General features: G+C 39.8%; 25 protein-coding genes. 6 read left to right on the top strand and 19 right to left on the bottom strand.

Going from position 1 to position 26,383, the window contains the following annotated elements; genetic code table 11:
* Positions 1-22: 22 nt before the first annotated feature.
* The 13 genes from murG to KZC02_RS17300 all read right to left on the bottom strand — a co-directional run bounded on the left by murG (position 23) and on the right by KZC02_RS17300 (position 10,738).
* Positions 23-1,123, bottom strand: coding sequence for an undecaprenyldiphospho-muramoylpentapeptide beta-N-acetylglucosaminyltransferase (gene murG, locus KZC02_RS17360; protein WP_221389867.1), 1,101 nt, complete (start codon positions 1,121-1,123; stop codon positions 23-25).
* 7 nt (positions 1,124-1,130) lie between these two features.
* Entirely contained in the window at positions 1,131-2,285 is a 1,155-nt protein-coding gene (locus KZC02_RS17355; protein ID WP_221389866.1) for an FtsW/RodA/SpoVE family cell cycle protein, read from the bottom strand.
* Positions 2,286-2,323: 38 nt separating this feature from the next.
* Entirely contained in the window at positions 2,324-3,667 is a 1,344-nt protein-coding gene (murD, locus tag KZC02_RS17350) for a UDP-N-acetylmuramoyl-L-alanine--D-glutamate ligase (RefSeq protein WP_221389865.1), read from the bottom strand.
* Positions 3,668-3,817: 150 nt separating this feature from the next.
* Positions 3,818-4,144, bottom strand: coding sequence for a large-conductance mechanosensitive channel protein MscL (mscL, locus tag KZC02_RS17345; RefSeq protein ID WP_221389864.1), 327 nt, complete (start codon positions 4,142-4,144; stop codon positions 3,818-3,820).
* Positions 4,145-4,170: 26 nt separating this feature from the next.
* Positions 4,171-5,139, bottom strand: coding sequence for a DUF3078 domain-containing protein (locus KZC02_RS17340; RefSeq protein ID WP_221389863.1), 969 nt, complete (start codon positions 5,137-5,139; stop codon positions 4,171-4,173).
* Between the two features lie 26 nt (positions 5,140-5,165).
* Complete coding sequence (locus KZC02_RS17335) at positions 5,166-5,993, bottom strand: mechanosensitive ion channel family protein (protein WP_221389862.1); 828 nt, start codon at positions 5,991-5,993, stop codon at positions 5,166-5,168.
* 22 nt (positions 5,994-6,015) lie between these two features.
* Complete coding sequence (locus tag KZC02_RS17330; RefSeq protein ID WP_221389861.1) at positions 6,016-6,207, bottom strand: hypothetical protein; 192 nt, start codon at positions 6,205-6,207, stop codon at positions 6,016-6,018.
* 10 nt (positions 6,208-6,217) lie between these two features.
* On the bottom strand, positions 6,218-6,853 hold the full coding sequence (locus KZC02_RS17325) for an RNA polymerase sigma factor (RefSeq protein WP_221389860.1): 636 nt from the start codon (positions 6,851-6,853) through the stop codon (positions 6,218-6,220).
* A 134-nt stretch (positions 6,854-6,987) separates the two neighbouring features.
* Positions 6,988-7,824, bottom strand: a complete 837-nt coding sequence (gene tsf, locus KZC02_RS17320) for a translation elongation factor Ts (protein WP_221389859.1) — start codon at positions 7,822-7,824, stop codon at positions 6,988-6,990.
* Positions 7,825-7,955: 131 nt separating this feature from the next.
* Positions 7,956-8,783: a 30S ribosomal protein S2 gene (rpsB, locus tag KZC02_RS17315; protein ID WP_229253647.1), complete on the bottom strand. Its 828-nt coding sequence runs from the start codon at positions 8,781-8,783 to the stop codon at positions 7,956-7,958.
* A 171-nt stretch (positions 8,784-8,954) separates the two neighbouring features.
* Positions 8,955-9,341 (bottom strand): 30S ribosomal protein S9, encoded by a 387-nt coding sequence (gene rpsI, locus KZC02_RS17310; protein ID WP_221389858.1) that lies wholly within the window; start codon positions 9,339-9,341, stop codon positions 8,955-8,957.
* A 3-nt stretch (positions 9,342-9,344) separates the two neighbouring features.
* Positions 9,345-9,788 carry a 50S ribosomal protein L13 gene (rplM, locus tag KZC02_RS17305; RefSeq protein WP_221389857.1) on the bottom strand — a complete coding sequence of 148 codons (444 nt, stop codon included), beginning with the start codon at positions 9,786-9,788 and terminating at the stop codon, positions 9,345-9,347.
* A 251-nt stretch (positions 9,789-10,039) separates the two neighbouring features.
* Positions 10,040-10,738, bottom strand: a complete 699-nt coding sequence (locus KZC02_RS17300) for a hypothetical protein (RefSeq protein WP_221389856.1) — start codon at positions 10,736-10,738, stop codon at positions 10,040-10,042.
* 165 nt (positions 10,739-10,903) lie between these two features.
* Here KZC02_RS17300 and KZC02_RS17295 point away from each other — a divergent pair, with 165 nt between their 5' ends.
* From KZC02_RS17295 to KZC02_RS17280, 4 genes are all read left to right on the top strand, one after another.
* Complete coding sequence (locus KZC02_RS17295) at positions 10,904-11,635, top strand: DUF1080 domain-containing protein (RefSeq protein ID WP_229253646.1); 732 nt, start codon at positions 10,904-10,906, stop codon at positions 11,633-11,635.
* A gap of 53 nt (positions 11,636-11,688) precedes the next feature.
* A complete protein-coding gene (locus tag KZC02_RS17290) occupies positions 11,689-12,492 on the top strand; it encodes a Rossmann-like and DUF2520 domain-containing protein (RefSeq protein WP_221389855.1) in 804 nt (267 codons plus the stop codon).
* A gap of 66 nt (positions 12,493-12,558) precedes the next feature.
* Positions 12,559-13,104 (top strand): HAD family hydrolase, encoded by a 546-nt coding sequence (locus tag KZC02_RS17285; protein WP_221389854.1) that lies wholly within the window; start codon positions 12,559-12,561, stop codon positions 13,102-13,104.
* A complete protein-coding gene (locus KZC02_RS17280) occupies positions 13,101-14,216 on the top strand; it encodes an acyltransferase (protein WP_221389853.1) in 1,116 nt (371 codons plus the stop codon). The genes KZC02_RS17285 and KZC02_RS17280 overlap by 4 nt, the downstream gene beginning before the upstream one ends.
* A gap of 5 nt (positions 14,217-14,221) precedes the next feature.
* On the opposite strand, the gene KZC02_RS17275 is transcribed toward KZC02_RS17280, so the two are convergent.
* On the bottom strand, positions 14,222-14,995 hold the full coding sequence (locus tag KZC02_RS17275) for a polysaccharide deacetylase family protein (protein WP_221389852.1): 774 nt from the start codon (positions 14,993-14,995) through the stop codon (positions 14,222-14,224).
* A gap of 132 nt (positions 14,996-15,127) precedes the next feature.
* Between KZC02_RS17275 and KZC02_RS17270 the strand changes: the two genes are divergently transcribed.
* On the top strand, positions 15,128-16,354 hold the full coding sequence (locus tag KZC02_RS17270) for an exonuclease subunit SbcD (protein ID WP_221389851.1): 1,227 nt from the start codon (positions 15,128-15,130) through the stop codon (positions 16,352-16,354).
* Between the two features lie 74 nt (positions 16,355-16,428).
* Here the strand turns inward: KZC02_RS17270 and KZC02_RS17265 are convergent, their stop codons facing one another.
* From KZC02_RS17265 to KZC02_RS17245, 5 genes are all read right to left on the bottom strand, one after another.
* Entirely contained in the window at positions 16,429-16,815 is a 387-nt protein-coding gene (locus KZC02_RS17265) for a TraR/DksA C4-type zinc finger protein (RefSeq protein ID WP_221395092.1), read from the bottom strand.
* 216 nt (positions 16,816-17,031) lie between these two features.
* On the bottom strand, positions 17,032-18,012 hold the full coding sequence (locus tag KZC02_RS17260) for a pyruvate dehydrogenase complex E1 component subunit beta (protein WP_221389850.1): 981 nt from the start codon (positions 18,010-18,012) through the stop codon (positions 17,032-17,034).
* Between the two features lie 209 nt (positions 18,013-18,221).
* Positions 18,222-19,100, bottom strand: coding sequence for a transglutaminase family protein (locus KZC02_RS17255; protein ID WP_221389849.1), 879 nt, complete (start codon positions 19,098-19,100; stop codon positions 18,222-18,224).
* Complete coding sequence (locus KZC02_RS17250) at positions 19,090-21,645, bottom strand: circularly permuted type 2 ATP-grasp protein (protein WP_221389848.1); 2,556 nt, start codon at positions 21,643-21,645, stop codon at positions 19,090-19,092. Before KZC02_RS17250 ends, KZC02_RS17255 begins: the two co-directional genes overlap by 11 nt.
* A 40-nt stretch (positions 21,646-21,685) precedes the next feature.
* A complete protein-coding gene (locus tag KZC02_RS17245; RefSeq protein ID WP_221389847.1) occupies positions 21,686-25,114 on the bottom strand; it encodes a DUF2126 domain-containing protein in 3,429 nt (1,142 codons plus the stop codon).
* 377 nt (positions 25,115-25,491) lie between these two features.
* Here KZC02_RS17245 and proC point away from each other — a divergent pair, with 377 nt between their 5' ends.
* Positions 25,492-26,295: a pyrroline-5-carboxylate reductase gene (gene proC, locus KZC02_RS17240; protein ID WP_221389846.1), complete on the top strand. Its 804-nt coding sequence runs from the start codon at positions 25,492-25,494 to the stop codon at positions 26,293-26,295.
* Positions 26,296-26,383 lie beyond the last annotated feature (88 nt).

Here is a 26,383-nt window from a genome sequence, read left to right as displayed (position 1 = left end):
ATGTCATAAACGATGGAAAAATTTACAGTTTAATTAATTTCAAAACTTCCAGTGCAATGTCGTCAGCAGCCGTCGGTTTTGCCAGTTTCTTGATATTCATTTTAAGATCTTCCTGTTTCACAATATCAATAAGCAGATCCATCGCTGCAGGTATAAGATCTTTTCGGGTCTGATGATCTTTTATCATTATTGCCGCATTGCTTTCAAGCAGGTTTAATGCATTTTTTGTCTGATGATCTTCTGCTGCTGCCGGATAAGGAACCAAAATTGCGGGCTTTGCAGCCAGACATAATTCCGACACCGACAATGCACCTGCTCTTGAAATAACGACATCCGCAACGGCATATGCCAGATCCATTTCATATATAAATTCAAAAGCCTTGACCTTGTCTGTTCCAAGACGTGAAATTGTTTCATTTGCCTGGTCAATAAACCCTTTACCCGTTTGCCACAGAACCTGATAACCAGCATCGGTCAATTCTTTAATCCCGGCGTCAACACTTTCATTTATAGATTTTGCGCCCAGGCTTCCACCCATCACAAACAACGTTTTAGATTTCTCAGTAAATCCAAAATGAAGCAATCCCTGCTTTCTTTTAGATGACACATCCACAATATCACTTCTGACAGGATTCCCTAACATAACCAGTTTTTCTTTTGGAAAAAAAGCTTCCATCCCGGGATAAGCAACACATATTTTGGATGCTTTTTTTGCCAACCATTTGTTGGTAATACCCGCATAAGAATTTTGCTCCTGTATCAGTGTCGGGATTCCCTGCAAAGATGCCATCATCAGTAAAGGCCCGCTGGCAAATCCTCCAACTCCAACGGCGGCATCCGGTTTAAATTCTTTTATAATAGCTCTGGCTTTTAACAGGCTGCCCGCAAGTTTTAAAGGAAAAGCAAGGTTGTCGAGCGTAATTTCTCTTTTTATACCAACTATCGGTAAACCAATGATCCGGTAACCGGCACGTGGTACTTTTTCCATTTCCATTTTACCCAAAGCACCTACAAACAGGATTTCCGTATCAGGCTCTTCTTTCTGCAAGGCTTTTGCAATAGCAATTGCCGGATAAATATGTCCGCCAGTACCTCCTCCACTAATAATAATTCGTTTCGACATTCTGGTACTATATCCTCTTTTCGTCCATTTTTTCTCCTCTGCTCACACTTAATATCATTCCCATTGCAATTCCTGTAAAAAGCAAAGAAGTACCTCCCTGACTAAAGAAAGGTAACGTCTGCCCGGTTACCGGAACCAATCCGACAGTTACAGCCATCGCTGAAAAAGCCTGGCTTACTACTATGAATGTCAGACCAGCAGATAACAAACCTCCAAAAGGCCGCTTTGTGGCTTCTATTGCCTTAAGACCTCTATATAAAAGAATAAGATACAAACAAATAAGTAGAGTACCTCCTAACGTTCCATACTCTTCCACTGCAACGGCGAAAATAAAGTCCTTTTGCGGTTCCGGCAAGAAACGTCTCTGACGGCTTTTAGAAACACCTTCACCATATAAACCTCCTCTTGCCATAGCCATATATGACTGTTGAGATTGATATACAACCACATCTTTATCAAAAAAAGCAGATATCCGGTTTTGGGCAGTTCCTGACCTTTGCGTGGAATTAAGAAGAATTGCCAGTGTTGCAAAAAATACCAGGCCCAATGCTGTAAAAAGCAAATAATGAAGTGGCACTTTTCCTACGAACATCAGCAAAAAACAAATTCCAGCGAGCATAACGGCGGTAGAAACATTACTCGTAAAAATTAAGCCGCAGACCAGGCCAACTAATGCCAAGGGCTCCATAAACAATTCCCTTGTATTCCAGCCGCCTTTAATGTGCCGCGCCAGTATCAATGACAAATGTGCAATCAATGCCACCTTTGCCCATTCCGAAGGCTGAAAACGTTGCCCGATCACAGGTATTTCAATCCATCTTGAAGCATCATTAACCGACGTACCAAAGAACATCGTAAAACCAAGCAGAAAAATAGAACTCCATACTGCCAGGCGGGTTACATATACAAATTTAATGTATGGTATCCGGTGGACAAAAAACATAACCAATAAGGAACAAAAGCATAAAAGGGCATGCTTATAGAGATAATGTTCTGTATTTCCGTTATTCAGGCTATATGCATCTTTTACACTTGCACTATATACTACCAGGATACTCCAAAGTAACATAAATATGCTTATACCCCAAATCCACGGATCACCTTTCAGATTTCTGGTGAACCATGCCTGCGTTTCTTCTCTTGATTTTAGCAAGAAGTTCATTTTGAATTCCAATTATTTGTTAGCGAGTAAGTTATGTATTAAATAACTAAATTACGAACGGCTGTTTTAAATTTATCGCCCCTATCTTCATAGTTTTTAAAAAGATCAAAACTGGCGCATGCCGGCGAAAGCAGTACTATATCTCCCGCCTTACTCCACTCTTGTGCTTTGTTTACAGCATCCTGTATATCCTGGGTAACGTAAAGTTGTGGAACTATATCATAAAAAAACTCTCTTAATTTCTCATATTTAATACTCAGGATGATTAGTCCCTTCACTTTTTCGCGGACTAATTGTTCGATTTGGGTGTAATCATTCCCTTTATCTACTCCGCCTGCGATCAGAATTACCGGTTGTGAAAAGCTTCCCAATGCATAAAAAACAGAATCGACGTTAGTAGCCTTGGAGTCATTTACATAGGTTACTTGATTAAGCACTGCAACTTGTTCCAGGCGATGTGGAGCATTAGTAAAGGACAACAACCCCGCTTTAATTTTTACCGGATTAACATTGCTTAATTGGGCAATCAGGATCGCTGCCATTGCATTGATCGCATTGTGTGGCCCTTTGATTGGAAGTTCAGAATAATCCTGAATAAATGACAGTCCTCTGCAATCACTTACCAGGTTTTGTTTATTAAGATAAGCCCCTTCTTTTAATACATGATCAATTGAGATCCCCCATTTTGATGCCTTTATCTCACGTTTTTTAAATTCTTCTAAAATAATTTCACTATCATCGAAGAATATAAAATTGTCATGTTCAGTCTGATTCCGGATGATATTAAATTTAGAATCGACGTAATTCTGAAAAGAATATCCGTAACGATCCAAATGATCAGGAGTTATATTGAGCAGTACAGCAATATCAGGGCGGAAGTCTATTATATTATCCAGCTGGAAACTGCTGACTTCCAAAACGTAATAATCAAATTGCTTTTCCGCTACTTGCCAGGCAAAACTTTCACCAATATTACCTGCCAGTCCAACGCTTAATCCAGCCGTTACAAGTAGATGATAAGCCAGTAATGTGGTTGTGGTTTTCCCATTGCTGCCAGTAATCGCAATTAATTTTGCCGTAGTGTAGCGGGAAGCAAATTCAATTTCTGAGATAACAGGTATTCCTTTATTTTTTAATCCGATAATTAAAGGGACCGTATCGGGAATGCCAGGACTTTTTACGATCAGATCAGCCTCTAAGATATTTGATTCAGTATGTTTTCCTTCTTCAAAAGCAATATTTCTTATAATCAGCTCTTCCCTGTATTTGTCTTGCAGCTGGTTCCGATCTGATAAAAAGACATCAAAACCTTTGGATTTACCAAGGATTGCTGCACCAACGCCACTTTCACCCCCACCCAAAACGACTAATTTATTAGACACAGTATGTATATTAACAAGTTATAAAGTGTAAACAACGAAGGTAAATCTTTTTCAATGGAACTTTGGCAGTCCAGAAACTAAAAATTTACAGACTTAAAAAATGCACATCTCCATAACTGAAACTTTAACCGGAACTAATCCCTATACGTTTTATTCCTTCTTTGGCTCAGATAATCTTAGCTTGTTGGCCAATTTTACTATTAAAAAAATAACCCATGCAATGATAATGAACTGGATCAATACCTGAATGAAATTACCGTATTTAATAGCAACTTCCGGTGTTTCACCAACTGCTTCTTTAAGTACCACTTTCAATTGTGTAAAATCCACACCGCCAATTATCAATCCTAAAATAGGATTAATGATATCTTCCACAAGAGAAGTGGTGATCTTCCCGAATGCAGCACCAATGACCACACCAACTGCCAGATCCAATACGTTTCCTTTGGCAATAAAAGTTTTAAATTCCTGAAGCATGATGTTTAAAATGTTTAGTGGAAAAATTATTTAAAAGAATACAAAAATCCGACGCTCAGTCCCTGTGCAAACTGAACTTTGTTACTCTGGTCTTTATCGTAAATTACAATTGCACCAAGGTTAACATTAAAATATTTTGCAATTTTGGCGGTAATTGTAGCATCCAGACGATGATCGGCATTTAGTTCACGCTCACGCGTTGTCTGGTTTTTGGCATAGGAAGTATAAAGCAGGTACCTGAACTTAAAATTAATATCCTTGGCAATGTCTTTATCAAAGTTTGCTACCAACTGAATAATCCCAACTTCATTGCGGACACGCTTTCCTATTTCAACTCCATAATTTAAGGGCATTGTCAGGTACAGGTTTTTATCAGTTACAATAGTCTGACGTAACGCGCCTGGTGCGAAATCCAAAAAGAAATAGGAAACCGGCTTAAATTCAATACCAATTGCTTCTGTCAGATAAGCAGGAGCAAAAAAACCTGAGACTTTTTTCTTGTAATTTACCGAATCAAGATTTGTCGTTTCCGGGTACTCGTAGCCATTGGCAAACTGGGACAGAAAGTTCACGTTACCAAACAAGCTCCATTTTTTTGATAATTCCCGGTTATACTTTGAATCAAAAAAAATCCGGTCTACATTTTTGCGGCTTTGCTGGCCTTTATTTCTAACTACTCCATATTGAGACTGAAAATCATTACGCCAGGAATCTTTCCCTTTTTTCATTTCAGATAAAGCATTAAAAAATAATCCTAACGCTACCGAATTCACACCACCACCAGTCCAGTTAGAGCTGAACGACCCTTGGTTGAGATTAGCTCCAAATTCTATTTTTCGCCAGGTTGTATCCTTTTCAGCTTTTAAACGACTGGCACTTAATGCATTTTTTAAATCAATCTGCTTTTGTAAATCAGCATTACCTTGTGCAAACCCACTTGTGTTTCCTAATACAAGTACAATAAAAATTAAACTTAGTTTGAAAAATTTACTCATTTTAAAAATAACTGCTTTGAATATACTTAATTAAAAATTTCGACCAGTTTAGTCTGGAAGAGCTGAAGAGGAACTATGGTAGTTGAAGAATCATTTACGATAGTTATCGAAGTATTGTCAATTTTGGTAATAACTCCTTTCACCTCACCAATCTTAATTACCTGTCCTTCTCTGTAATTTTTCCGGCTGTAAAAGGAAGAAATAATATTGGCAAGAATATCACGGGAAGCAATACCATATCCGATCGCAAAAGCGATAATTACGCCACCAATAATTAGAAGAAAGCTTGATTCTAAAAGTGCAGTTTCAATTCCTATTTGCCCGAGTGCGGTAATGAAAGTGATAATAAGAAAAAAAATGAAGGCAATGTTACCGATAAGTTTAGCCGCTGCAATGTTAAATGATTTGCAAAGTGCCATTACTGCCGTTTTGATTGCATCAGAGAGCATAATCCCTATTTGCAGCATGATCGCACCGGCAATTAGCTTCGGAATAAAATTCACCAGGGACAGTACCATATTAGTAATGGTATCTACACCCAGTTTATCAGCAGCAAGGGTTAAAAATATCAGAAGAATGTAATAATACAAGATTTTAGCAACGATATCACTAAGTGAAATTTCTGTTTTCAGTTGCTTGATAATTCCTATTTCATTTAACTTTTCACCAATTCTGTCAAACCCAATTTTACTTAGTACCTGTTTGATGATAATTTTGACACCTTTGGCTACCAGATAGCCAACTCCTAAAATAAACAGGCACCCTACAACCCTTGGTACAAAATCAACGAATTGGCCAATTAGCGCGCCAAAGATATTTTTTAATATTTCCGATATATTAGGAAGGCTATTCATTGTTGTTCAGTAAGTGTGTTAATCAATTGGGCTCTTCATTTGCATAAACCGACAAGCATATACTTAATGAGGATAATAACTGTTCAGTAAAATGTGTCACTACCTGCATTGTATTGCGAATGGAATCTACTTCTGCTACCAAAGCGTGTTTCAAATATTCAGGAACCTTATCCTGAGGTTCCAGCTCCTTAAATATTGAATTTCCTGTTGGCATATTTCATCAATTAAATCAGGTTTTTTAATAACTCAAACATCTTAACCGCCAGGATTCCAAAGAAAATAATTGTTTCCAGATATTTTTTACGGAGTTTCTCCCGGGACCTTAACAAACGCATTTTAATAGCGCTCTCAGTAACATTGAATATATCAGCTATGTCTCTGATGCTCATGTTATCCATGTACTTCATAAACAAAACACCTTTCTCTTCCACGTTCAGCTGATCCAAAGCAGTCTTCAGGTTTTTTGCCTGGATATCATCTCCATCAAAAAGGTTATTTAAGTCCACATCATCCGGCACTTCCATAAGTTCATCCTGCAAAACTTCGCCTCTTTTCTTATTAGTTCGAAGCTGATCCATACAATGATTGTATGTAATCGAATATAACCATGTAGAAAACTTAGCATCCTCTTTGAAAGTACCCAGCTTAAAAATCAGCTTCAAAAAGATATCATGTGTCAGGTCTTCCGCCCTGGCAATGTCTTTCACGAATGATAAGCACTTATGATAAACTTTATCCGAATATCTTTCGTAAAGTTTTTCAAAGTGCCTGTTCTCCTGGGTTTCTACAAAGAGCTTAACTAATTCTTCATCCGTTAAATTATGCTTCGCATAATCATTTACAAGTGTTTTGACCGTCATGATATCAAAAAGTAACCGCGAGTAGAATAAAATTTGAGAGTTTTTCGGGTATTTTATACCAATATTACAAAACAACGCCTGGTATACAAACAGATACCAGGCGTTACGTATAATATATTTTTAACAGATAATTTTTAAGCTCCTATCGCTATACGCTTAAAGGATTTAACGCTCAAATCTTTTGATGTTTTTTCCAAAAGCTGACGTATGGTCAAAGACGAATCTTTTACGAATTCCTGATTCAATAGTGTATTGTCTTTGTAGAATTTCTGTAATTTTCCTTGTGCAATTTTTTCTAGCATCGTTTCCGGTTTGCCTTCTGCTCTTGCCTGCTCTTTACCTACTTCGATTTCGCGTTCGATGGTAGCAGAATCTACTTCATTTTTATCCAGAGCAATTGGTTTCATTGCAGCAATCTGCATAGCTACATCTTTGCCCAGTTCGCTTACATCTACACCCGCTGCACCTTCAAATGCAACCAGAACGCCTAATTTACCATTAGAGTGAACGTAAGGAACAACCTTATCCGCAGTCACGTTTTCGTAAGCAGTAATTTCAAGCTTTTCGCCCAATTTACCAACCAGGTCCATGATATGTTCGCTTACCGGACGGCCATCTGCCAAAGTAGAGGAAAGCAATGTTTCTTTATCCTGAATATCAGCTTCAACAGCTTTATCCAAAATACTTTGTGCAAGAAGTTTGAAGTCTTCAACGTTTGAAACCGGTTCGGTTTCGCAAGCCAAAGCCACCAGTTTACCATTTGTGCCATTAGCACTGATCTTGATAAGAACAGTTCCTTCTGCAACAGCATTATCAGCACGTTTTGCAGCTACTTTTTGTCCTTGTTTACGTAAAACATCAACGGCTTTGTCAAAATCACCCTCAGCTTCCTGAAGTGCTTTTTTACAATCCATCATGCCCGCGCCTGTCATTTGGCGGAGTTTATTTACATCTTGAGCGGTAATTGCCATGATTCGATTTAATATGAATTTATTCTTCTTTCAAAAAAACTATAGCCCATAGCAAATGGCTATGGGCTACTCTTAAATATTATCTATTTAGATACAAAAGGATTTTACAATCCGGATTATATCGCCCTTATTTACTCTGCATCACTTTCAGCTGCAACACCAGCGTCAACATCAGGAGCTGTAGCGGCTGAAGCTGTTGCTTCATTGCCTTTATCAACCTGACGTTTTGCTTCTTCTTCCTCAACCATACGCTGATCGTCTTTATCTTGTTTGCGTTCCATCAAACCTTCTTCAATTGCTTTTCCAATTGCCAAAGTGATCAATGAAATTGCTTTGTAAGCATCATCATTACTTGGAATAGGGAAATCAACCAATTCAGGGTTTGAGTTCGTGTCACAGATTGCAAAAATTGGAATGTTCAATCTTTTTGCTTCTGCAACCGCAATGTGTTCGCGTTTTACATCAACGATGAAAAGGGCAGCAGGAAGACGGGTTAAGTCAGCTACACCACCTAACACTCTTTCAAGTTTGTCCTTTTCACGTGTAAGCATCAGGCGTTCTCTTTTCGCTATATTGCTAACCGTGGTTTCGTCTTTCAGCATCTTTTCAAGAGTCTGCATCTTTTTCAAAGACTTGCGAATAGTGCCAAAGTTTGTAAGCATACCACCTAACCAGCGGTCAGTTACGTAAGGCATTTTAAGGCGTTTTGCCTCTTCCGTCACGATTTCCTGCGCTTGTTTTTTGGTTGCAACAAACATGATCTTACGTCCTGAACGAACGATCTGTTTCAAAGCAGCCTCAGCTGATTCAACACAGCTCAGTGTTTTGTTCAGGTCAATGATGTGGATCCCGTTTTTCTCCATGAAGATATACGGAGCCATACGTGGATCCCACTTACGGGTAAGGTGACCAAAATGGACACCTGCTTCCAATAGTTCTTTATATTCTATTTGTGCCATTGCCAAATAAGTTTTAATATTTTAGAATTTTATTTACGCAGCACAGCACATCGGGCACGATAAGTACTGTCTGGACTTTTTTGAGTTCATGAGTTTTAAGTTTTGAGTTAAAAGTAAACTGACTTTAAACTCCGCGGCGGACCGCTCTGAACTTTTAACTCTGAACTACTATTAACGTTTCGAGAACTGGAATCTTCTACGGGCCTTAGCACGTCCGTATTTCTTACGTTCAACCATACGAGGGTCACGGGTAAGAAATCCTTCTTTTTTAAGTGCTCCACGGAATTCTCCGTTGTATTCAACCAAAGCGCGTGCAACAGCCATACGGATTGCTTCCGCTTGTCCTGTTACGCCACCACCTCTTACATTAACCTTGATATCATAACCATTTGCACCGCTAATAGTTACGAATGGCTGCTGAAGAACGATCTGGTGTACTTCGAAAGGGAAGTATTCCTTATAATCGCGGCCGTTTACTTTGATCTCTCCACTGCCTGGCGTCATATAAATACGAGCTATAGCTGTTTTTCTTCTACCTATTGTGTTGATAACTTCCATGAATTACAACTGGATTTCTTTTGGTTGCTGAGCGCTGTGCGGATGTTCTGCAGCAGCGTAAACGAACAAATTGGTGAACAAACGACGTCCCAAACGATTCTTTGGAAGCATACCTCTAACGGCTTTCTCAATCACACGTTCAGGGTGTTTTTCGAGTAACTCACGGGGAGTTTGAAAACGCTGACCTCCCGGATAACCAGTATGACGAACATAAACTTTGTCTGTCATCTTTTTCCCTGTCAACTTAATTTTATCGGCGTTGATAATGATAACATTATCACCACAGTCCACATGAGGAGTGTAGCTTGTTTTGTGCTTGCCTCTGATCATTTTTGCAACCTCACTGGCCAAACGACCAAGAATCGCATCTTTAGCATCCACAACAACCCATTCCTTGTTTACTGTGTTTTTGTTCGCCGAGACTGTTTTGTAGCTTAACGTATCCACGATTAACAAAAATTTTTAATTGATTTTCAATAAATTACACTGTAACTAGACAGTCCCATCGCAAAATGGGAGTGCAAATATAGAGTTTAACAATTTGAATTACAAGTATGTCGAGAAATTAATACTCCTGGTGTCGTTATGAGACAATTTTGCAGGATATTTGAATTAAGGATGTTTGTATTTTATTCTATGATCACCCAATAAAACATGCCTGAGTAAAGCACAAACACTTCTTCAATTCATAAAAAGTATTAAAGTAAAGGGAATGTAAGTGCCGCATATGGCATTCCATAAGTTTCGGAGAAGTGTCGTTGCCTGTTATCTAAATAAACTTTTTTACTATTAACTTCTCTTGTTAAATAAGTAACCCGTCCATATACATACCCGAGTTTTACTCCCAGTTTCCTGGTAACCCATATTCTTGCATATATTTCGGATTGACCACTATTTTTAGCAAAAGCCAATGGAAGGAAATTAAAAATAACAGGAGAAGTTGAAACAAATTTATTGTAGTATGCTGCGCCGTCACCCTGAACCGAAGGATTTTTGGAATAAAAACCTTTCCTTTTTGATCCAAAAGCAAATCCTCCCAAATCTGTGTTGACACCTATATCTATCTTCCAGACTCTCACATTAGCTCCGATTACGAAGCTAAGTCCGGTTGCCGAAATGTTCCTGTATTTCAGGGTATCCATTGGAACCGAGTTTTTCTGTGAATACAAATTTGCCGAACCTGAATAATATCCCCAGCCTCTTATTCCTAATCCTACCCGTAACCAAGGCAGTTTATGAAGGCTTAATTCTTCATGATACAATACTGAAGGCGCGGTGGAATTGTTATTGAACCCGGTTCCAATGTCAAATCCGGCAGTAGCTTGTGGCTGATTTTGACTATAAGCCGTTGATGTTCCAAATAATACAATTATCCAGAAAAATTGCAGACATTTCATAAAGATTAGTGTGTGTTGATGAAGTAATTTAATATTAAAACTATCAATTTATCGTAATATATTATTCATAGCACGAAGATTTACGATATTGCAAATATGCTATTTTAGTATGGTACAATTCTGATCGTCCCAACTTCTTTTCCTTAAATCGCTTATTCTTAAAGTATGAATCGCTTATTCTTCCTGTTTAAATACTTTCATTCGTTAGTGTTATTAGCTTGTTTATCAGCTTTCAGCACTTTCTCTTATGCCCAAAAATCCGAACTACTGGCATTCAAACCTTTATTTAATGGTAAGAATCTGGATGGCTGGATTGATGTAAATACTTCTAGGGAAACCTGGAAAATAAAAAACGGAACACTGGTTTGTTCCGGGAAACCGATTGGGGTAATGAGAAGTGACCGGCAGTATGAAAATTTCATACTGGAAGTCGAATGGAAACACATGGAAGCAGGTGGAAATTCGGGTATTTTTATTTGGAGTGAAGGCACACCTCAACCGGATGATCCGCTTACAAAAGCTATTGAAGTACAAATGCTCGAACTGGACTACGCCCGACAGCATAATGCCACCGATGATTATGTTCATGGCGAACTATTTCCGACCATGGGAATGAAGGCAGTGCCTGACAACCCAAGAGGGACGCGTAGTAAATCGTTGGAAAAACGTTGCAAAGGCAAAGGAGAATGGAATAAGTATGTGGTCGTATGTGTGGATGGTACTGTGAAATTATCTGTAAATGGTAAGTTTGTAAACGGCCTGCGGGAATCTGAGCGTAAAAAAGGATACATCTGCCTGGAAGCAGAAGGTGCCGAAATTCATTTTCGTAATATGCGGATCATGGAACTCCCTTCAGGAATTACTTCTGCAGAACAGACTGCACCGTTAGTTAATTGAACACGGATGGTTAATATTGCATGACTTTTGATAGCAAATAGAAAATCTGTTTTATGAAAATCTCTTTCGTCGGATCGGGAAATGTTGCCTGGCATCTTGCACAAGCACTGGAAGAAGCTGGTCACTGGATCTGTGAAGTGTACAGCCGAAACATCGAAAATGCTGGTAAACTCGCCTCCGAACTATACGATACCAATGTTCAGGCCGACCTTAATTTTTCTGAAAGCGAAGCAGAAGTTATTATTATGGCAATTTCGGATGATGCTCTGGATCAGGTTATTCAGCAGATTGTATTTCCCGAAAAAACAATTGTCGTACATACATCCGGTACAAAATCACTGGCTGAATTCCAGCGTCTGATTGAAATATACAGCGATGTATATGTACATGCAGGCATTTTTTATCCATTACAGACTTTTACAAAAGGATATCCAATGGACTATAAAGAGCTGCCTCTTTGCATAGAATCCAAAAGTGAGCTGATTGAGGATAAACTCATAAAACTTGCCCGGAGCATCAGCGATAATGTAACGCGAATGGATTCTGATGAGCGTTTTATTTTACATGTAGCTGCTGTATTTGCTAATAATTTTACTAATCATTTGTTGGGAGTATCGCATGATATTCTTTCCCGTGAAAACTTAAATTTTGATTTGCTCAGGCCAATTATTCAAACTACAATTGACAAAGCTTTCCAATCTGATGATCCTGCATCCGGACAAACCGGCCCGGCCCGGCGTGGTGACTGGGCCACAACAAACCGTCATTTGGAATATTTACAGGAAATTAATCTGGAATGGGTGGACATATATCGTTTGATGACAGAGAAAATCCGCAGCCGCCATATTTCAAAATGAAAGCCTGAGACTTCGTCAGGAAAAAAGTTAGACTATCTTTGCAAAATTCAAAAAACTGAGCAATTCATGGACGCTGCTATAAACGACCGCTTTAAGCGTATTACTACTTTTATTTTTGATGTGGATGGCGTCATGACTGATGGCAGCGTAATTGCACTTGAAAGCGGAGAGCAACCCCGTATCTTCGACGTCAAAGATGGCTACGGGATCAACCGAGCTATAAAAATGGGTTATCGTGTCGCAATATTATCTGCCCAGAATCAGGTAGGTGTCCGCAAAAGACTGGAATATCTGGGTGTTACAGAAATTCTGATGGGCACTACTGCCGATGGGAAATTGCCGGTTTTTAAAGAATATATTGCCGAACGTAATCTGACGGAAGACGAAATTGTGTTTATGGGCGATGATCTGCCCGACTGGGAAGTAATGAACACCAACGTTTTAGGTGCTTGTCCTGCCGATTCTTCCAATGAAATTCTTGCCGTAGCAGATTATATTTCTCCAAAAAATGGAGGTTATGGCGCAGTTCGTGATCTTATTGAACAGGTAATGAAAGCACAGGGAAAATGGATGACCTGGTTTGATGTAAAAAATCCGGAATTAATTAAGTGAAAGAAAAGCGTTACTTCCCCAATCTCAATGGCATACGCTGTATTGCCGCACTATTAGTCGTTTTTCATCATCTGGAACAAGCCAAGCATTCTTTCGGTATTGCAAATATTTACGAATTACCCATCATCCAGCATGCCGGAAGGCTTGGTGTAGGTTTATTTTTTGTATTAAGCGGTTTCTTAATTACGTATTTATTGCTGGACGAAAGAGGCCGATTCGGAAACGTTGACGCCAAAAAGTTTTACCTGCGCAGGGGATTTCGGATCTGGCCCGTTTATTTTTTAATAATCGGATTATCTTTTTTTGTTTTCCCACATATTGATCTGCTTTATTTTCCGGGAACGAATGAAAAGCTGAATGTACATGTAACAGAGCGTTTAGCTTTACTCCTGCTCGTACTTCCTAATTTTGCATTCGTGCTTTATGACCTTCCTTATTGGTGCGCCCAAACCTGGTCAATTGGCGTTGAAGAACAGTTTTATTATTTATGGCCCTGGCTGATCAAATATCCAAAAAAAAGAATTTCCATTACTTTATTCTTTTTAAGCATCACAGCTTTGATGTTATTTGCTGGCCTGTATTTTCTGGATGAAACGAGAAAGGTCGAAGAAGCCGTTGTAAGTACTTTTCTGGGCCAGTTCAGGATTCAGACTATGGCGTTGGGAGGGTTTTGTGCATGGCTTATTTATCATCAGAAAACAAAAATCCTGGATTTCATTTTCCGTAAGGACACACAAATTATTGTCTATATATTACTTGGTATCTTATTCATTTCAGGATGGCATTTTACTGGATTTCTGGAAGTTTACGCAGTCTTTTTCGGTTTTTTCGTTTTGAATGTTTCCTGTAATCCTGATTCAATCATCAGTCTTGAAAATCCGGTCATGAACCATATAGGAAAAATCTCTTATGGCCTTTACATTTATCATGTATTCGTTATTGTGCTGCTTATCAACATTTTCCGGCGATACGCTCCTGCATTTACGGGAAGTAGTTACCAGGTCACAATATATGTACTTACTTTAATTGCCTCAGTCCTAGTTGCTTCGCTTTCTTATTCATATTTCGAAAAACCTTTGCTGGCTTATAAGGATAAGCGTTTTGGAAGATGATAAGCTTAATGTTCAGTCAATTCCGTCATTGTATAAAACTTCAAATTCTGCTTTTTGGCTTCTTTTAAAATTGTTTCCAAAAACGAAACATTAAACCCATATTCTCCATTTCCGGGTTTGGTATATAAAGGCTTATGGCCAAATATCATCAAAGCGGTATTTGTATTTTTCGCTTTTACAACTGCATCCTGTATTTCGTTTTCAGTAACACCCGAATCCTGATCAATCAATAGTGCATCTACTTTTTGTTCGTTATTAAAATCATAATAAATCCGGTTCATTATTCTTGGAGCCAAAGTATACAGTGGTATTCCAAACAGTATTTGCCGCGAAACAGCAACGTCGCGAAGAATTTTAAAGCCATTAGCTAAAAGTACTGAATCAACCTGATCATTGTGATTCCCGCCCGGATGCGCATAAGAGGTCGGATAAAACCCGGCATCAGACATATATTTCAACCCTGGTAAAAGCTCGGTTTCAGCATATTTCTGAGGGCCAAAAGCATCTATCATTTCAGTTGATTTTCCATGAATGGTCCCGTGAAATCCAATTTCATGGCCGTCTTTCCGAAGCTGTTTTAATTTGGTTATTTCATCCAGTGTCAGGCTGTCACTACAGGTAATAAAGAAAGTAACTTTTGCATTGTATTTCTGCAACAATGGCCTTAACGTATACCATTCATTAATAAAATGGTCGTCGAATGAAATAGCTATCCCGCTTTTTTCATTTTTATACTCCGTCTTATTACAACTCAATAAAAGAAGCCAACTTAAAATCATGCTCCCAATTATAATATAACTTTTGAATCGCTGCTGAAAGCAAAGTATGCCTGCATGGATTTTATTTCTGATGGCCAGATATGTCAATTCTTAAAATATGAAATGTTATTTTCGCTAAATTAACAACACACAATGAAAATCCTTCACACGGCTGACTGGCATATTGGTAAAAAGCTGGATAATTATTCCAGATTGGAAGAGCAGAGGCATGTACTGGCAGAAATCTGTGAAATTGCTGAATCGGAAAATGTAGACGCTGTCGTTGTAGCGGGTGATCTGTTTGATAATTTTAACCCTTCGTCTGAAGCAACCGAATTACTTTATACAACTTTACACCGTCTGTCGGCAAATGGCAGCCGGGCCGTTATTGCTATTGCGGGTAACCACGATTCGCCCGAGCGGATTCACGTTCCTGATGCACTGGCAAGGGTTTGCGGGATTATTTTCATTGGATTTCCAAACTCGGAAGTCCCAAAATTCTGTACACAAGGCAAAGTCGAGATTATCCATTCAGATAAGGGTTTTGTTGAAATAAATCTGCCGAATTGTGATTTCCCGCTTCGTATTATCCACACACCTTACGCTAATGAACAGCGCCTGAAAACATTTTTAGGAACAGAAGACTCCGAAGATGCATTACGCGGACATTTGCAAAACCACTGGCAGGAACTGGCTGATAAATACCTGGACGACAAGGGATTTAATTTATTGGTAACACATTTGTATGTCATGAAAAAAGGTGACCCTGATCCACAGGAAGAACCGGAAGAAGAACGTCCTATTTTACATATTGGCGGAGCTCAGGCCATTTACTCTGAAAATTTCCCCAAGCAGGTTCATTATGTAGCATTGGGACATTTGCACCGTTATCATCGCATAGATCAGGATCCACCGGTAATTTATTCGAGCAGCCCTCTGGCATATAGTTTCTCAGAAGCAAATCAAACCAAATATGTGGTTTTGCTTGAAGCAGAAGCCGGAAAGCTGATCAATTATAAACCGATTGAACTTAAAACAGGAAAAAGATTAAGCCGTGGCAAGTTTGATACTATTGACGAAGCGATTTCCTGGCTGCATGACCATTCAAATGATTTGGTAGAACTAACGATCATTTCGGACAATTACCTGGAGGCAGCCGACAAAAAACGGCTAACAGAAGCACATGCCGGATTGATACAGATAATCCCGCAGATCAAACGAATTAATGAAACGGAATATGCAGCAGAAATTGATCTGTCATTAAGTATTGAAAAATTGTTTAACGAATATTTTAAAAGCAAAAATAAAGGCCAGGAACCTTCGGAAGGATTGATGGAGGTTCTGAGGGAGGTTTTGGGGGAGGAGGAAGAAAAGCACTAAAATTCCTTCAAAACCAAAAAAGACAAGCACACGGATTGGTATGCTTGTCTTTTTTATAATTAAGTAAAAGTTTATCAGCTCGCTCTTCTCAGTTTTGCTTCGATAGTCTGCTGTGTATGCGGTACAATGCGAAGGCGCTCCTTCGGTATCAGTTTACCTGTATCAATACAAACTCCGTAGGTTCCGTTTTTGATGCGTACCAGAGCATTTTCAAGCTGAATAGAATATTTCTGTAAACGTGCAGCCAGCTGGCTCAAATTTTCACGCTCGCTTGCATCCGCTCCGTCTTCGATGGATTTGGCTGTACTGGCCGTATTATCTGTACCACTATCGTTCTTCTTGCTAAGTCCCCCTTTGATATAGTTAAGCTCATTCATTGTGGCATCAAGCTTTCCCTTAATGAGCTCTTCAAATTCCTTTAATTCCTCCGATGAATACCTGGTTTTTTCTTCTTGCATAATTTTAGTTGATTTGAGTGAGTCTGAGTAGGGTAGCGTTTCAAAACACAAAAATAATGGTATTCTATTTAATTTCGAAACAATAAATTTCAGCAAAAATTTTTCAGAATAATTTTATTTAAAAAGTCTGTTAAAGTAACAGATGATTAATAATCCTTCTCTATAAACAACAAAGCCACAACCTTTTACAGGAAATGGCTTTGCTCATATTCAAAATAATTATTTGTACATCACAGATTTAACAGCTTCTACCACACGTTTTACATTAGGAAGAATCTCTTCGATCAATGTTGGTGCATAAGGCAAAGGCACATCACGGTTGGTAACACGAATTACCGGCGAGTCCATATAGTCAAATGCGTGACGCTGAATGTGATAGGTAATTTCAGTTGAAATAGATGCCAATGGCCATGCTTCTTCAACAACCACACAACGGTTCGTTTTCTTTACCGACTCAATAATAGCAGGATAATCAATAGGCCGAACTGTTCTTAAATCGATCACTTCCACATCAATTCCTTCTTTTTCGAGCTGTAAAACGGCCGGCATAACTACACGGGGAATCATTTTACCAAACGAAACAATGGTAACATCTTTTCCCGGACGTTTGATATCAGCTTTTCCTAATGGAATGATATATTCCTCTTCCGGAACCTGCATTTTATCTCCATACATTACTTCCGACTCCATGAAGATAACCGGGTTGTTATCACGGATAGAAGCTTTCAACAGTCCTTTCGCATCATATGGATTGGAAGGAACCACTACTTTTAAACCAGGTGTATTAGCAAACCAGTTTTCAAAATTTTGCGAATGCTGTGCACCAAGCTGTCCTGCGTTACCAGTCGGGCCACGGAATACGATTGGACAGCCGAATTGTCCGGCAGACATAGAAAGTATTTTAGCAGCACTATTAATAATCTGGTCAATTGCAACCAATGAAAAGTTGAAAGTCATGAATTCAACAATTGGCCTTAATCCATTTGCTGCTGCTCCTACCGCAATACCTGCAAAGCCAAGTTCTGCAATCGGAGTGTCGATAATGCGATCCGGTCCAAATTCATCCAGCATTCCCTGACTTGCTTTGTATGCACCATTATATTCGGCAACTTCCTCACCCATCAGGAATATACTTTTGTCCAGACGCATCTCTTCCGACATGGCGTCGCGAATGGCATCTCTAAATGCGATTTCTTTCATCCGTAATTTTATAATTATTTAATTCCAAAGACGAGACCTTTCCTAATGTCACCATATTAATTGATAAACTTCTTTGAATGGTAACATCAAAAAAGATTTTGTGTACTGATTTCAAAACGATCAGGTAAAATTAGAGAATCAAGGTCAATTCTCAAATTGTTTCAAAGAAGCATTCTGTTAAATTTATAAAGGATAGCAGGTTTAGTGGTTCATTGCAGAGGAATTACGTCTACCTTTACTTCAAGTGCATGTTTTCCATAACTGAATATAATTCCTTTCAATGGCGGTACATCGCTGTAATCCCGTCCCCATGCTGTTATAATATGCCGCTCTCCGGGAACAACATTATTGGTAGGGTCAAAATCACACCAGCCATAATCAGGTATAAAAACAGATATCCAGGCATGTGAAGCATCCGAACCCTGTAATTTAGCTTTTCCGGGAGGAGGAAGTGTTTCCAGATAACCACTCACATAACGAGCCGCAAATCCAAAACTGCGGATGCAGGCAATAGCCAAATGTGAGAAATCCTGACAAACTCCTTTTTTTGCTGCAAGAACTTCCCTGATCGGTGTTTGAACAGTGCTGAAATCCGGAACAAAATCAAATTCAGTAAAAATCTTTCTGCAAAGAACCTGTACACATTCATAAAGAGGAAGTTCGTCCATGAAGCAATCCTGCGCATAACTCCGTATTTCCTGGTCCCATTTCACCAGTGGGCTTGGCAATATATATTCCAATAGAGAAATCTTGAGAGAACGATCCTCTGTAAAACGCTGGCGTGCTTCACTGCATGTTACATAAGAAGGCATAACCGGCATTCCGGTTGTTTCGGTCAGGCATTCTACAATGCTGGTTGTAAGTACAGTAAGTGTTTTGTGGGGCGAATGAAGTGAAAAATAATGCGTGGTATTTCCATAAAAATCAACTCTTTCTATGATCTGGGATGGTTCCGGAGAAATACTCACCGTAAAATCCCGACACAACTGTTTAGGTAATGTTCTCGGGGTGAGACATATCAGGCTGTGGTAATTATTTACCGGCTCAGCATATTTATACTCCGTTTTATGTACCAGTTTATATTTCATCCTTGTCGTTTTCCAAAGGATTAAAAAAAGAATGCTGCATCATAGTGTGGCTAAAATACATGTTTGTCAGGGTTAAAGAAACAGAGGAGATCAATCTGGAAACTTCCGATAAAAGCTCAAACAGATCTGCTCTTTCCAATTCATGATTACACTTACTCAGGGCAGAAATACTAGCTAATTTTACGAGCGTAGATGCTTCCAGAACTGATTTTTGTGCTTCGTTCAATCTTTCACCACGTGTTGTAGAAGGTAATTTATTCAGATTACTCTTTAATTCATCCAGCATGTATACAATGGAAAATGGTAATGTTTTTTCCAGCAAAATCATATCCAGCATAGCTTCCACACTTAACTGCGATTTATAAATCTGACGGTAATTTACCAGCAAATGATGATTGATCAGCGTAGCTTCGATCAGTTCATTTTCAGTGCTTTCTCCATTTTTTACTCCAAAGTTAGATTGAATTACGCTAACTCTGGTCAAAATTCGCTCGATGAGCTTACCAGTTTCCAGCAGCAAAAAGCTGTTATCCCTGGGCATACTTTCAGAAATGACGCCCAAAAACATGAACATATTATTGTAAAGTCCATCCAGTGTTTTCTGGATATTGCTGCTGTTTACAAGAGAAGCATTTTTAATTTCATGATAACCATGATCTATCAAATCTACAATTCGCCATATTTCCAGATCCCATTGGTTGCGAACAGCACTTACGGATTGCAGGAATGAACCGATATTTGCGGCTATGGTACCAGGCCGGTTACTATTTGATACAAGGTCTAAAATTTCCTTGTATGGATCAGAAAGTAAATCCTCCTCGTCAATAAAACCCGGGTAAGTAGAAGAAAGATGCGTTAGTGACTGAAGAAGTACTTTAATGTGTTCCTGTTTTGCAGAACCGCCAAAGTTCCTGTCCAGGTTAAGCACATTAATCGTAATGTTCATAAACTTAATTACTGCCATCATCCGCTCGCAATAGCGGCCAACCCAAAAAAGATTCTCAGCACTACGGCTAGGAAGCGATATGTGTTTGTTAACAGATGTGGTAGTAGTAAGTATTATTTTTTCCTGAATATCTTCGGTTTTATCCGAAACAATCCATGTGTCTTTAGATAATCCACCGTACTGGTTGGAAACCACAAACCGGTCTTTCACCGCTGAACTGCGCGTAAGTCCACCCTGCATTACGTGGTAGCCCTTTTCGTCCGCTACCAAAAACGCTCTGAGAGCGGCATAACGAGGTACGATATTGCCATCAATGAAGGATGGTGTAGTAGACAAACTTACTTCCTGCTGTGCTATGTATTCACGCGGATGCTGGGTGATCATCGTGATCAGTTCTTCCCGTTGATTTCTCGTAAGCAGCCGTCCATATATCGACCTGAATTTTGACTTTCGGTTTGCTTTCTTGATAATCAACTCATCAATATGGCTTACTACATATTTCAGCTCTTTTGCGTGTCCGCACCACCAGGTAGCCACAGATGGCATAATCAGTTTTTCACCCAAAAAATACATACAAATATTGTCCATGAAGGCCAGAAATGCATGATTTTCCAGTACACTTGTTCCCGGAGGGTTCAGCACCTGCACATTCCCCAGACGAATTGCCTGCAGCAATCCAGGAACGCCCAGCCGGGAATCTTCACGAAGTTCCAGCGGATCACACCAGTCATCATCAATCCGTCTGATTATTACATCTACTTTTTGTAAGCCGTCAATGGATTTTAAGTAAACACAGCCATTCCGCACCATCAGATCGTCACCCTGAGCGAGTGTATATCCTAAATACGAAGCCAGATAAGCGTGTTCAAAATATGCCTCATTATTCGGTCCCGGTGTCAAGTAAACAATGTTTGGTGCATCTTTTGACTTGTCCGATAACTTTAAAACGGTATTCTGAAGGCTATTGAAATATGGAGATAACTTACTGACATACATACCGTCAGCAAGTTCGGGTAAAAGCTTACTCATTACCACCCGGTTTTCGAGCGTGTAACCCGAACCGGAAGGAGCCTGTGTGCGATTATCCATCACCCACATTTGTCCATCAGGCCCACGCGCCATGTCTGCCGCGTATAATGTAATTTGCTTGTCCTTTGGAAGTATAATATCCATGGATGGCCTGCAAAAACCGGAATTGTCAAAAACCAGTTCTGCGGGAATCACAGCATCTTTTACCAGATTTCTCGGACCGTAGATATCACGCAGGATCAGATCCAGAAGTAAAGCTCTTTGCTGTAATCCTCTGGAAATTAAATTCCATTCTTTTTGTTCAATGAGAAAAGGGATGGGATCAAGCTGCCACGGACGGTTTAGCCCATCCGCTCCTTCATACACATTATAAGTAACCCCATTTTCCCGAAGTTTACTTATAATATCCAGATTTCTGTTTTTAAGCTCTTTAATTCCAAGTTTTTGTAAAGTAGAAAAAAGAGCATCCCAATGCGGTTTCACACGACCGTTTACATCCAGGACTTCATCATAAGAGTTAAGTCCGCTTTGATAAGATTGTAAAAGATTCACGGAAGCCTCAGTAAGCATAATTTTTTATTAAATGTTATTAAAGTGTTTGAGCCCGTATTTATTTGGCGTGCCAGTATTTTCTTAAATCCAATGTATTCGGATACTCCGGATTGATCAGTTCAATAGGCGTATCCATTTTCATTTCCTTCTTGGTTTCAGCCACAAATCTGGAAACACTTCCTGTGTTTTTTTCAAGGATTGGTACTTCCTGTTTGGCAGAAGGTGTATGGCCAAATCCCTGGAAAAGGCTTATTTTTCGTGATTCCGCTTCAAAACTATTTACCGGATAAGTATCAAAACTACGCCCGCCGGGATGTGAAACAAAATACGTACAGCCTCCTAGAATTCGGTTATTCCAGGTATCAACAATATCAAAAACCAACGGTGCATCTGCTCCGATAGTCGGATGTAATGCAGACGGCGGATTCCATGCTTTGTAACGTATACCCGAAACATATTCTCCCTTAATTCCTGAACTGCGTAAAGGCACACGGCAGCCATTACAAACCAGAATATGTCTTCCTTCTACAAAACCACTGATTTTTACCTGCAATCTTTCAAGCGAGGAATCCACAAAACGGGCAGTTCCGGAATTAGATAATTCTTCACCCAGAACATGCCACGGCTCAATTCCCAGGCGCAGATCCAGCTGAATGTTATCAACCGTAATACCGCCATAATGAGGGAAACGGAATTCAAAGAATGGGTCGAACCAGGATATGTCAAAGTTATAACCGGCATCTTTCAGGTCATTTACAACGTCCACCATATCCAGATATGCAAAATGCGGCAGTAAAAACCGGTCATGCAATTCTGTTCCCCAGCGAATCAGTTTATGTTTATAAGGCTCTTTCCAGAATTTAGCGATCAAAGCACGAACCAGCAATGTCTGCACCAGATTCATATGCTTGTGTGGGGGCATATCAAATGCCCTGAATTCGAGAATCCCCAGCTGTCCTGTTGCAGAATCCGGTGAATACAGCTTATCCATACAGAACTCTGAACGGTGTGTATTTCCGGTAATATCTACCAGTAAATTCCTAAATATCCTGTCAACCATCCAGAACGGCACTTCACCGTCGTCAGGAATTTGTTCAAAAGCAATTTCCACTTCATACAAGCGCTCGTCGCGGCCTTCATCAATACGCGGCGCCTGACTTGTAGGGCCAATAAACGGACCGGCAAAAAGATAACTTAGTGCAGGATGATGCTGCCAGTATGTTACCAGGCTTCTTAATAAATCAGGACGGCGCAGGATTGGGCTGTCAGCAGGTTTTGCACCGCCAATGGTTACGTGATTTCCGCCACCGGTTCCGGTATGGCGGCCATCAACCATAAATTTATCCGTTCCTAATCTTGAAAAGAATGCCTCTTCATACAAAGCACTGATATTGTCAACCAGTTCCTGCCAGTTTTTGGCCGGATGTATATTCACTTCAATAACACCGGGATCGGGTGTTACAATTAGTTTCTGAACACGTGTATCAGATGGAGCTGAATAACCTTCAATACGAACAGGCATTTGCAGTTTTTCTGCTGTCGCTTCAATGGAAGCCATCAGATCCAGATAGTGTTCCAGGTAATCTGTCGGAGGCAAATACACGTAAATAATACCGTCGCGCTCTTCAACACACAAAGCTGTTTTAACGATCGGAACATCAAAAAGCAATTCGTTTTCAGCTACCTTTTCCTTTTTGACTTTTGAATCTTTGTCTTCTTCCTCTTCAATTAAAACATTGACCGGAGCTTCATACGCTGGTGCTACAGTACCATACCGGGATTCAACACCAGGCCTGAAATCAATTAATGCAGGTAAATCTTCAAAAAGACTACGTTCAATTGGCTGCTCTCTTCTTTCCTTGGCAACTTCGGGAAGTGATTTTAAAGGCAAACGGAAACCAATGGCAGAATTACCAGGTATCAGAAAACAATTATTACGCTTGAATACCCAGGCGCTGCTCGACCAGTGTTTACCTTTTTCATTCCATTTAACCGGCAAAACGAATCCGGCCGGATTATTCAATCCCTTTTCCAGTAATTTGGCCAGAGTCCTTCTCTCAATTGAATCTTTTAAATTTACCTTTAAAGGATCGACATTGACCGGCAATTTACCTTCCTCCATAGCCCAGTAAATAGGGTCTTCATAAGCCGGAGTTATATTGTTGGTATCAATACCTAAATATTTTGTTAGTTCTGTGGTAAATAATTCAGCCTCTTTGAAGGTATATTTTGTTTGTCCTTCTTTCGTTACCAAATCATCATTTTTCCACATGGGAATGCCATCATTCCTCCAATAGAGTGCATACTGCCAACGTGGAAAAGGTTCGCCAGGATACCATTTACCCTGGCCAAAATGTAACAGCCCGCCATGTGCGAAACGATTTTTCAACCTCAGTGCAAGGTCATATGCAAGCTGTCGTTTTAAAGGGCCGTCGGCAGCGGTGTTCCATTCAGGTGATTCAAAATCATCAATAGATATAAAAGTGGGTTCACCGCCCATTGTCATACGCACATCGCCTTCCTGCAAATCCTTTTCTACATCGTGGCCAACCTGCATAACTGACGCCCACTGCTCTTCGGTATACGGTTTTGTAACGCGCGGATCTTCGTGGATCCGGAAAACACTGTTATCAAATTCAAAAGTTACCTCACACACGTCAGTTGCTCCGGAAACGGGTGCTGCACTTGCATAATCGGGCGTACAGCAAAGCGGAATGTGGCCTTCACCAGCTAAAAGCCCAGATGTGGCATCCAATCCGATCCAGCCTGCACCGGGAACGTAAGCCTCCGCCCAGGCATGCAGATCCGTAAAATCCTGTTCCGGCCCGGAAGGCCCGTCCAGTGATTTAATATCAGAAGTAAGCTGAACCAAATAACCGGATACAAAACGTGCCGCGATCCCTAAATGCCTTAAAAACTGCACAAGCATCCAGGCCGAGTCACGGCAGGATCCGCTCCTGATCGTCAATGTATCTTCGCAAGCCTGTACACCTGCTTCCATCCGGATATTGTAACCGATAGAATTAAAAACACGCTGGTTTACGTGTACAAGAAAGTCAACTATTTTAATGCCTTTTTCAGGTTTGTTTTCCTCTATCCATTGCATCAGCTTCGGACCGGATTCCCTTGGTTCCAGGTAAGGACCCAATTCTTTTCTCAATCCCTGCTCGTATTGGAAAGGAAAAGTTTCAGCATATTCTTCAACAAAGAAATCGAACGGATTGATTACCTGAAGCTTTGCAATTACTTCCACTTCAATGCTCAGTTCAGTGGCTTTTTCAGGAAATACAACCCTTGCCTGATAATTGCCGAACGGGTCCTGCTGCCAGTTTATAAAATGGTTTTCCGGTGTAACTTTAAATGAATATCCTTCTATTGCAGTCCGGGAATGAGGGGCAGGACGGAGCCTGAAAACATGCGGTGAAAGTGAAACACTCCTGTCAAATTTATACTTTGTCTTGTGTGAAATAGCAACTTTTATAGCCATAATTGGAGTATTACAATAATCTAAGATAATTTGGCAGCCAGGAAAATTCCTGAACCGAAAAAAATGTATTATAGTTATTTTTCAAAATATATCCTTACAATAATTCATTTCAGCAAAATATTGTTTTTGAGATCAAAACTTAAAGATAGCATTGTTCGCTCAATAAACCGAAGTTAAAAGGATATACTGCAAAACATGTGACCGAAACAATTCATTCCATAATAGATACAGCTAATGTGTGTACGTAGACTATTATTTGTATAAAAGTTACGTAATTCGCTTAAAATCAAAACTAACAATATCATATTTCAAAACGGTTCAGCGAATAGCAGCTGAATCCGGGCTTAAATTTTTAAAATTTCAATCTATTATTTACAATGAAAATTGCAATTATCGGCTGCGGCAATATGGGCATGGCTTTTGCCCGTGCATTCCTCAAATTTGATCTTGTTAAAAAAGAAGATTTCCTGCTTGTTGAAAAAAGTGCTGACCGCAAGGACAGCCTGAATAGTTTTCAGCCGGGTATAATAACCGGTATAATAGGGCCACAAATTGCTGAATACGATTTAATTATACTTTCTGTAAAACCACAGGATTTCGCATCGGTTTCAGAAGCGCTCAAAGAAGTGATTTCAGAAAAACAGGTTGTCCTTTCTATCATGGCAGGAATTACAATAAAAATCATTCAAAATTCACTCAACCACAAAGCCGTTATCCGGGCGATGCCTAACACGCCCGCAATGCTTGGAATGGGAATTACTGCTTATTCTGCGTCTCCGGAAGTAGATATCAATCAGCTGCGTAAAGTGGAAAACTTAATCAATGCTACCGGGCGTTCCGTGTTTTTAGAAGACGAAGACCAATTGAATGCTGTAACTGCATTAAGCGGAAGCGGCCCCGCCTATTTCTTTTATGTCGTGAAAGCGATGATTGAAGCCGGAAAACAAATGGGTTTTGAAGAATCTGTGGCGGCATTATTAGTTAAACAAACGATGCTTGGTTCTTTTCATTTGATTAATACGGCGGATAAATCGTTGGACGAATTGATCAAAGCCGTTGCGTCAAAAGGTGGAACGACAGAAGCGGCGTTGAGGCAATTTGAAGCGGGGCATTTGGATGAGACTTTGAAAGCGGGGATTATTGCGGCGCAGGTGAGGTCGACGGAGTTGTCGAAGGGGTGAGGTACTTCCAATTGCTTAATAAATACAAAAACGTACTAATAAGCTTTCATATGTTGATGAATCAGCAGTAAGTGTACAATACTGTGTA

Origin of the sequence: Dyadobacter sp. NIV53 (assembly GCF_019711195.1) — a bacterium.
GTDB lineage: Bacteria > Bacteroidota > Bacteroidia > Cytophagales > Spirosomataceae > Dyadobacter.
The sequence above is the reverse complement of the archived record's forward strand: the minus strand, read 5'-3'. Positions and strand labels throughout refer to the sequence as shown.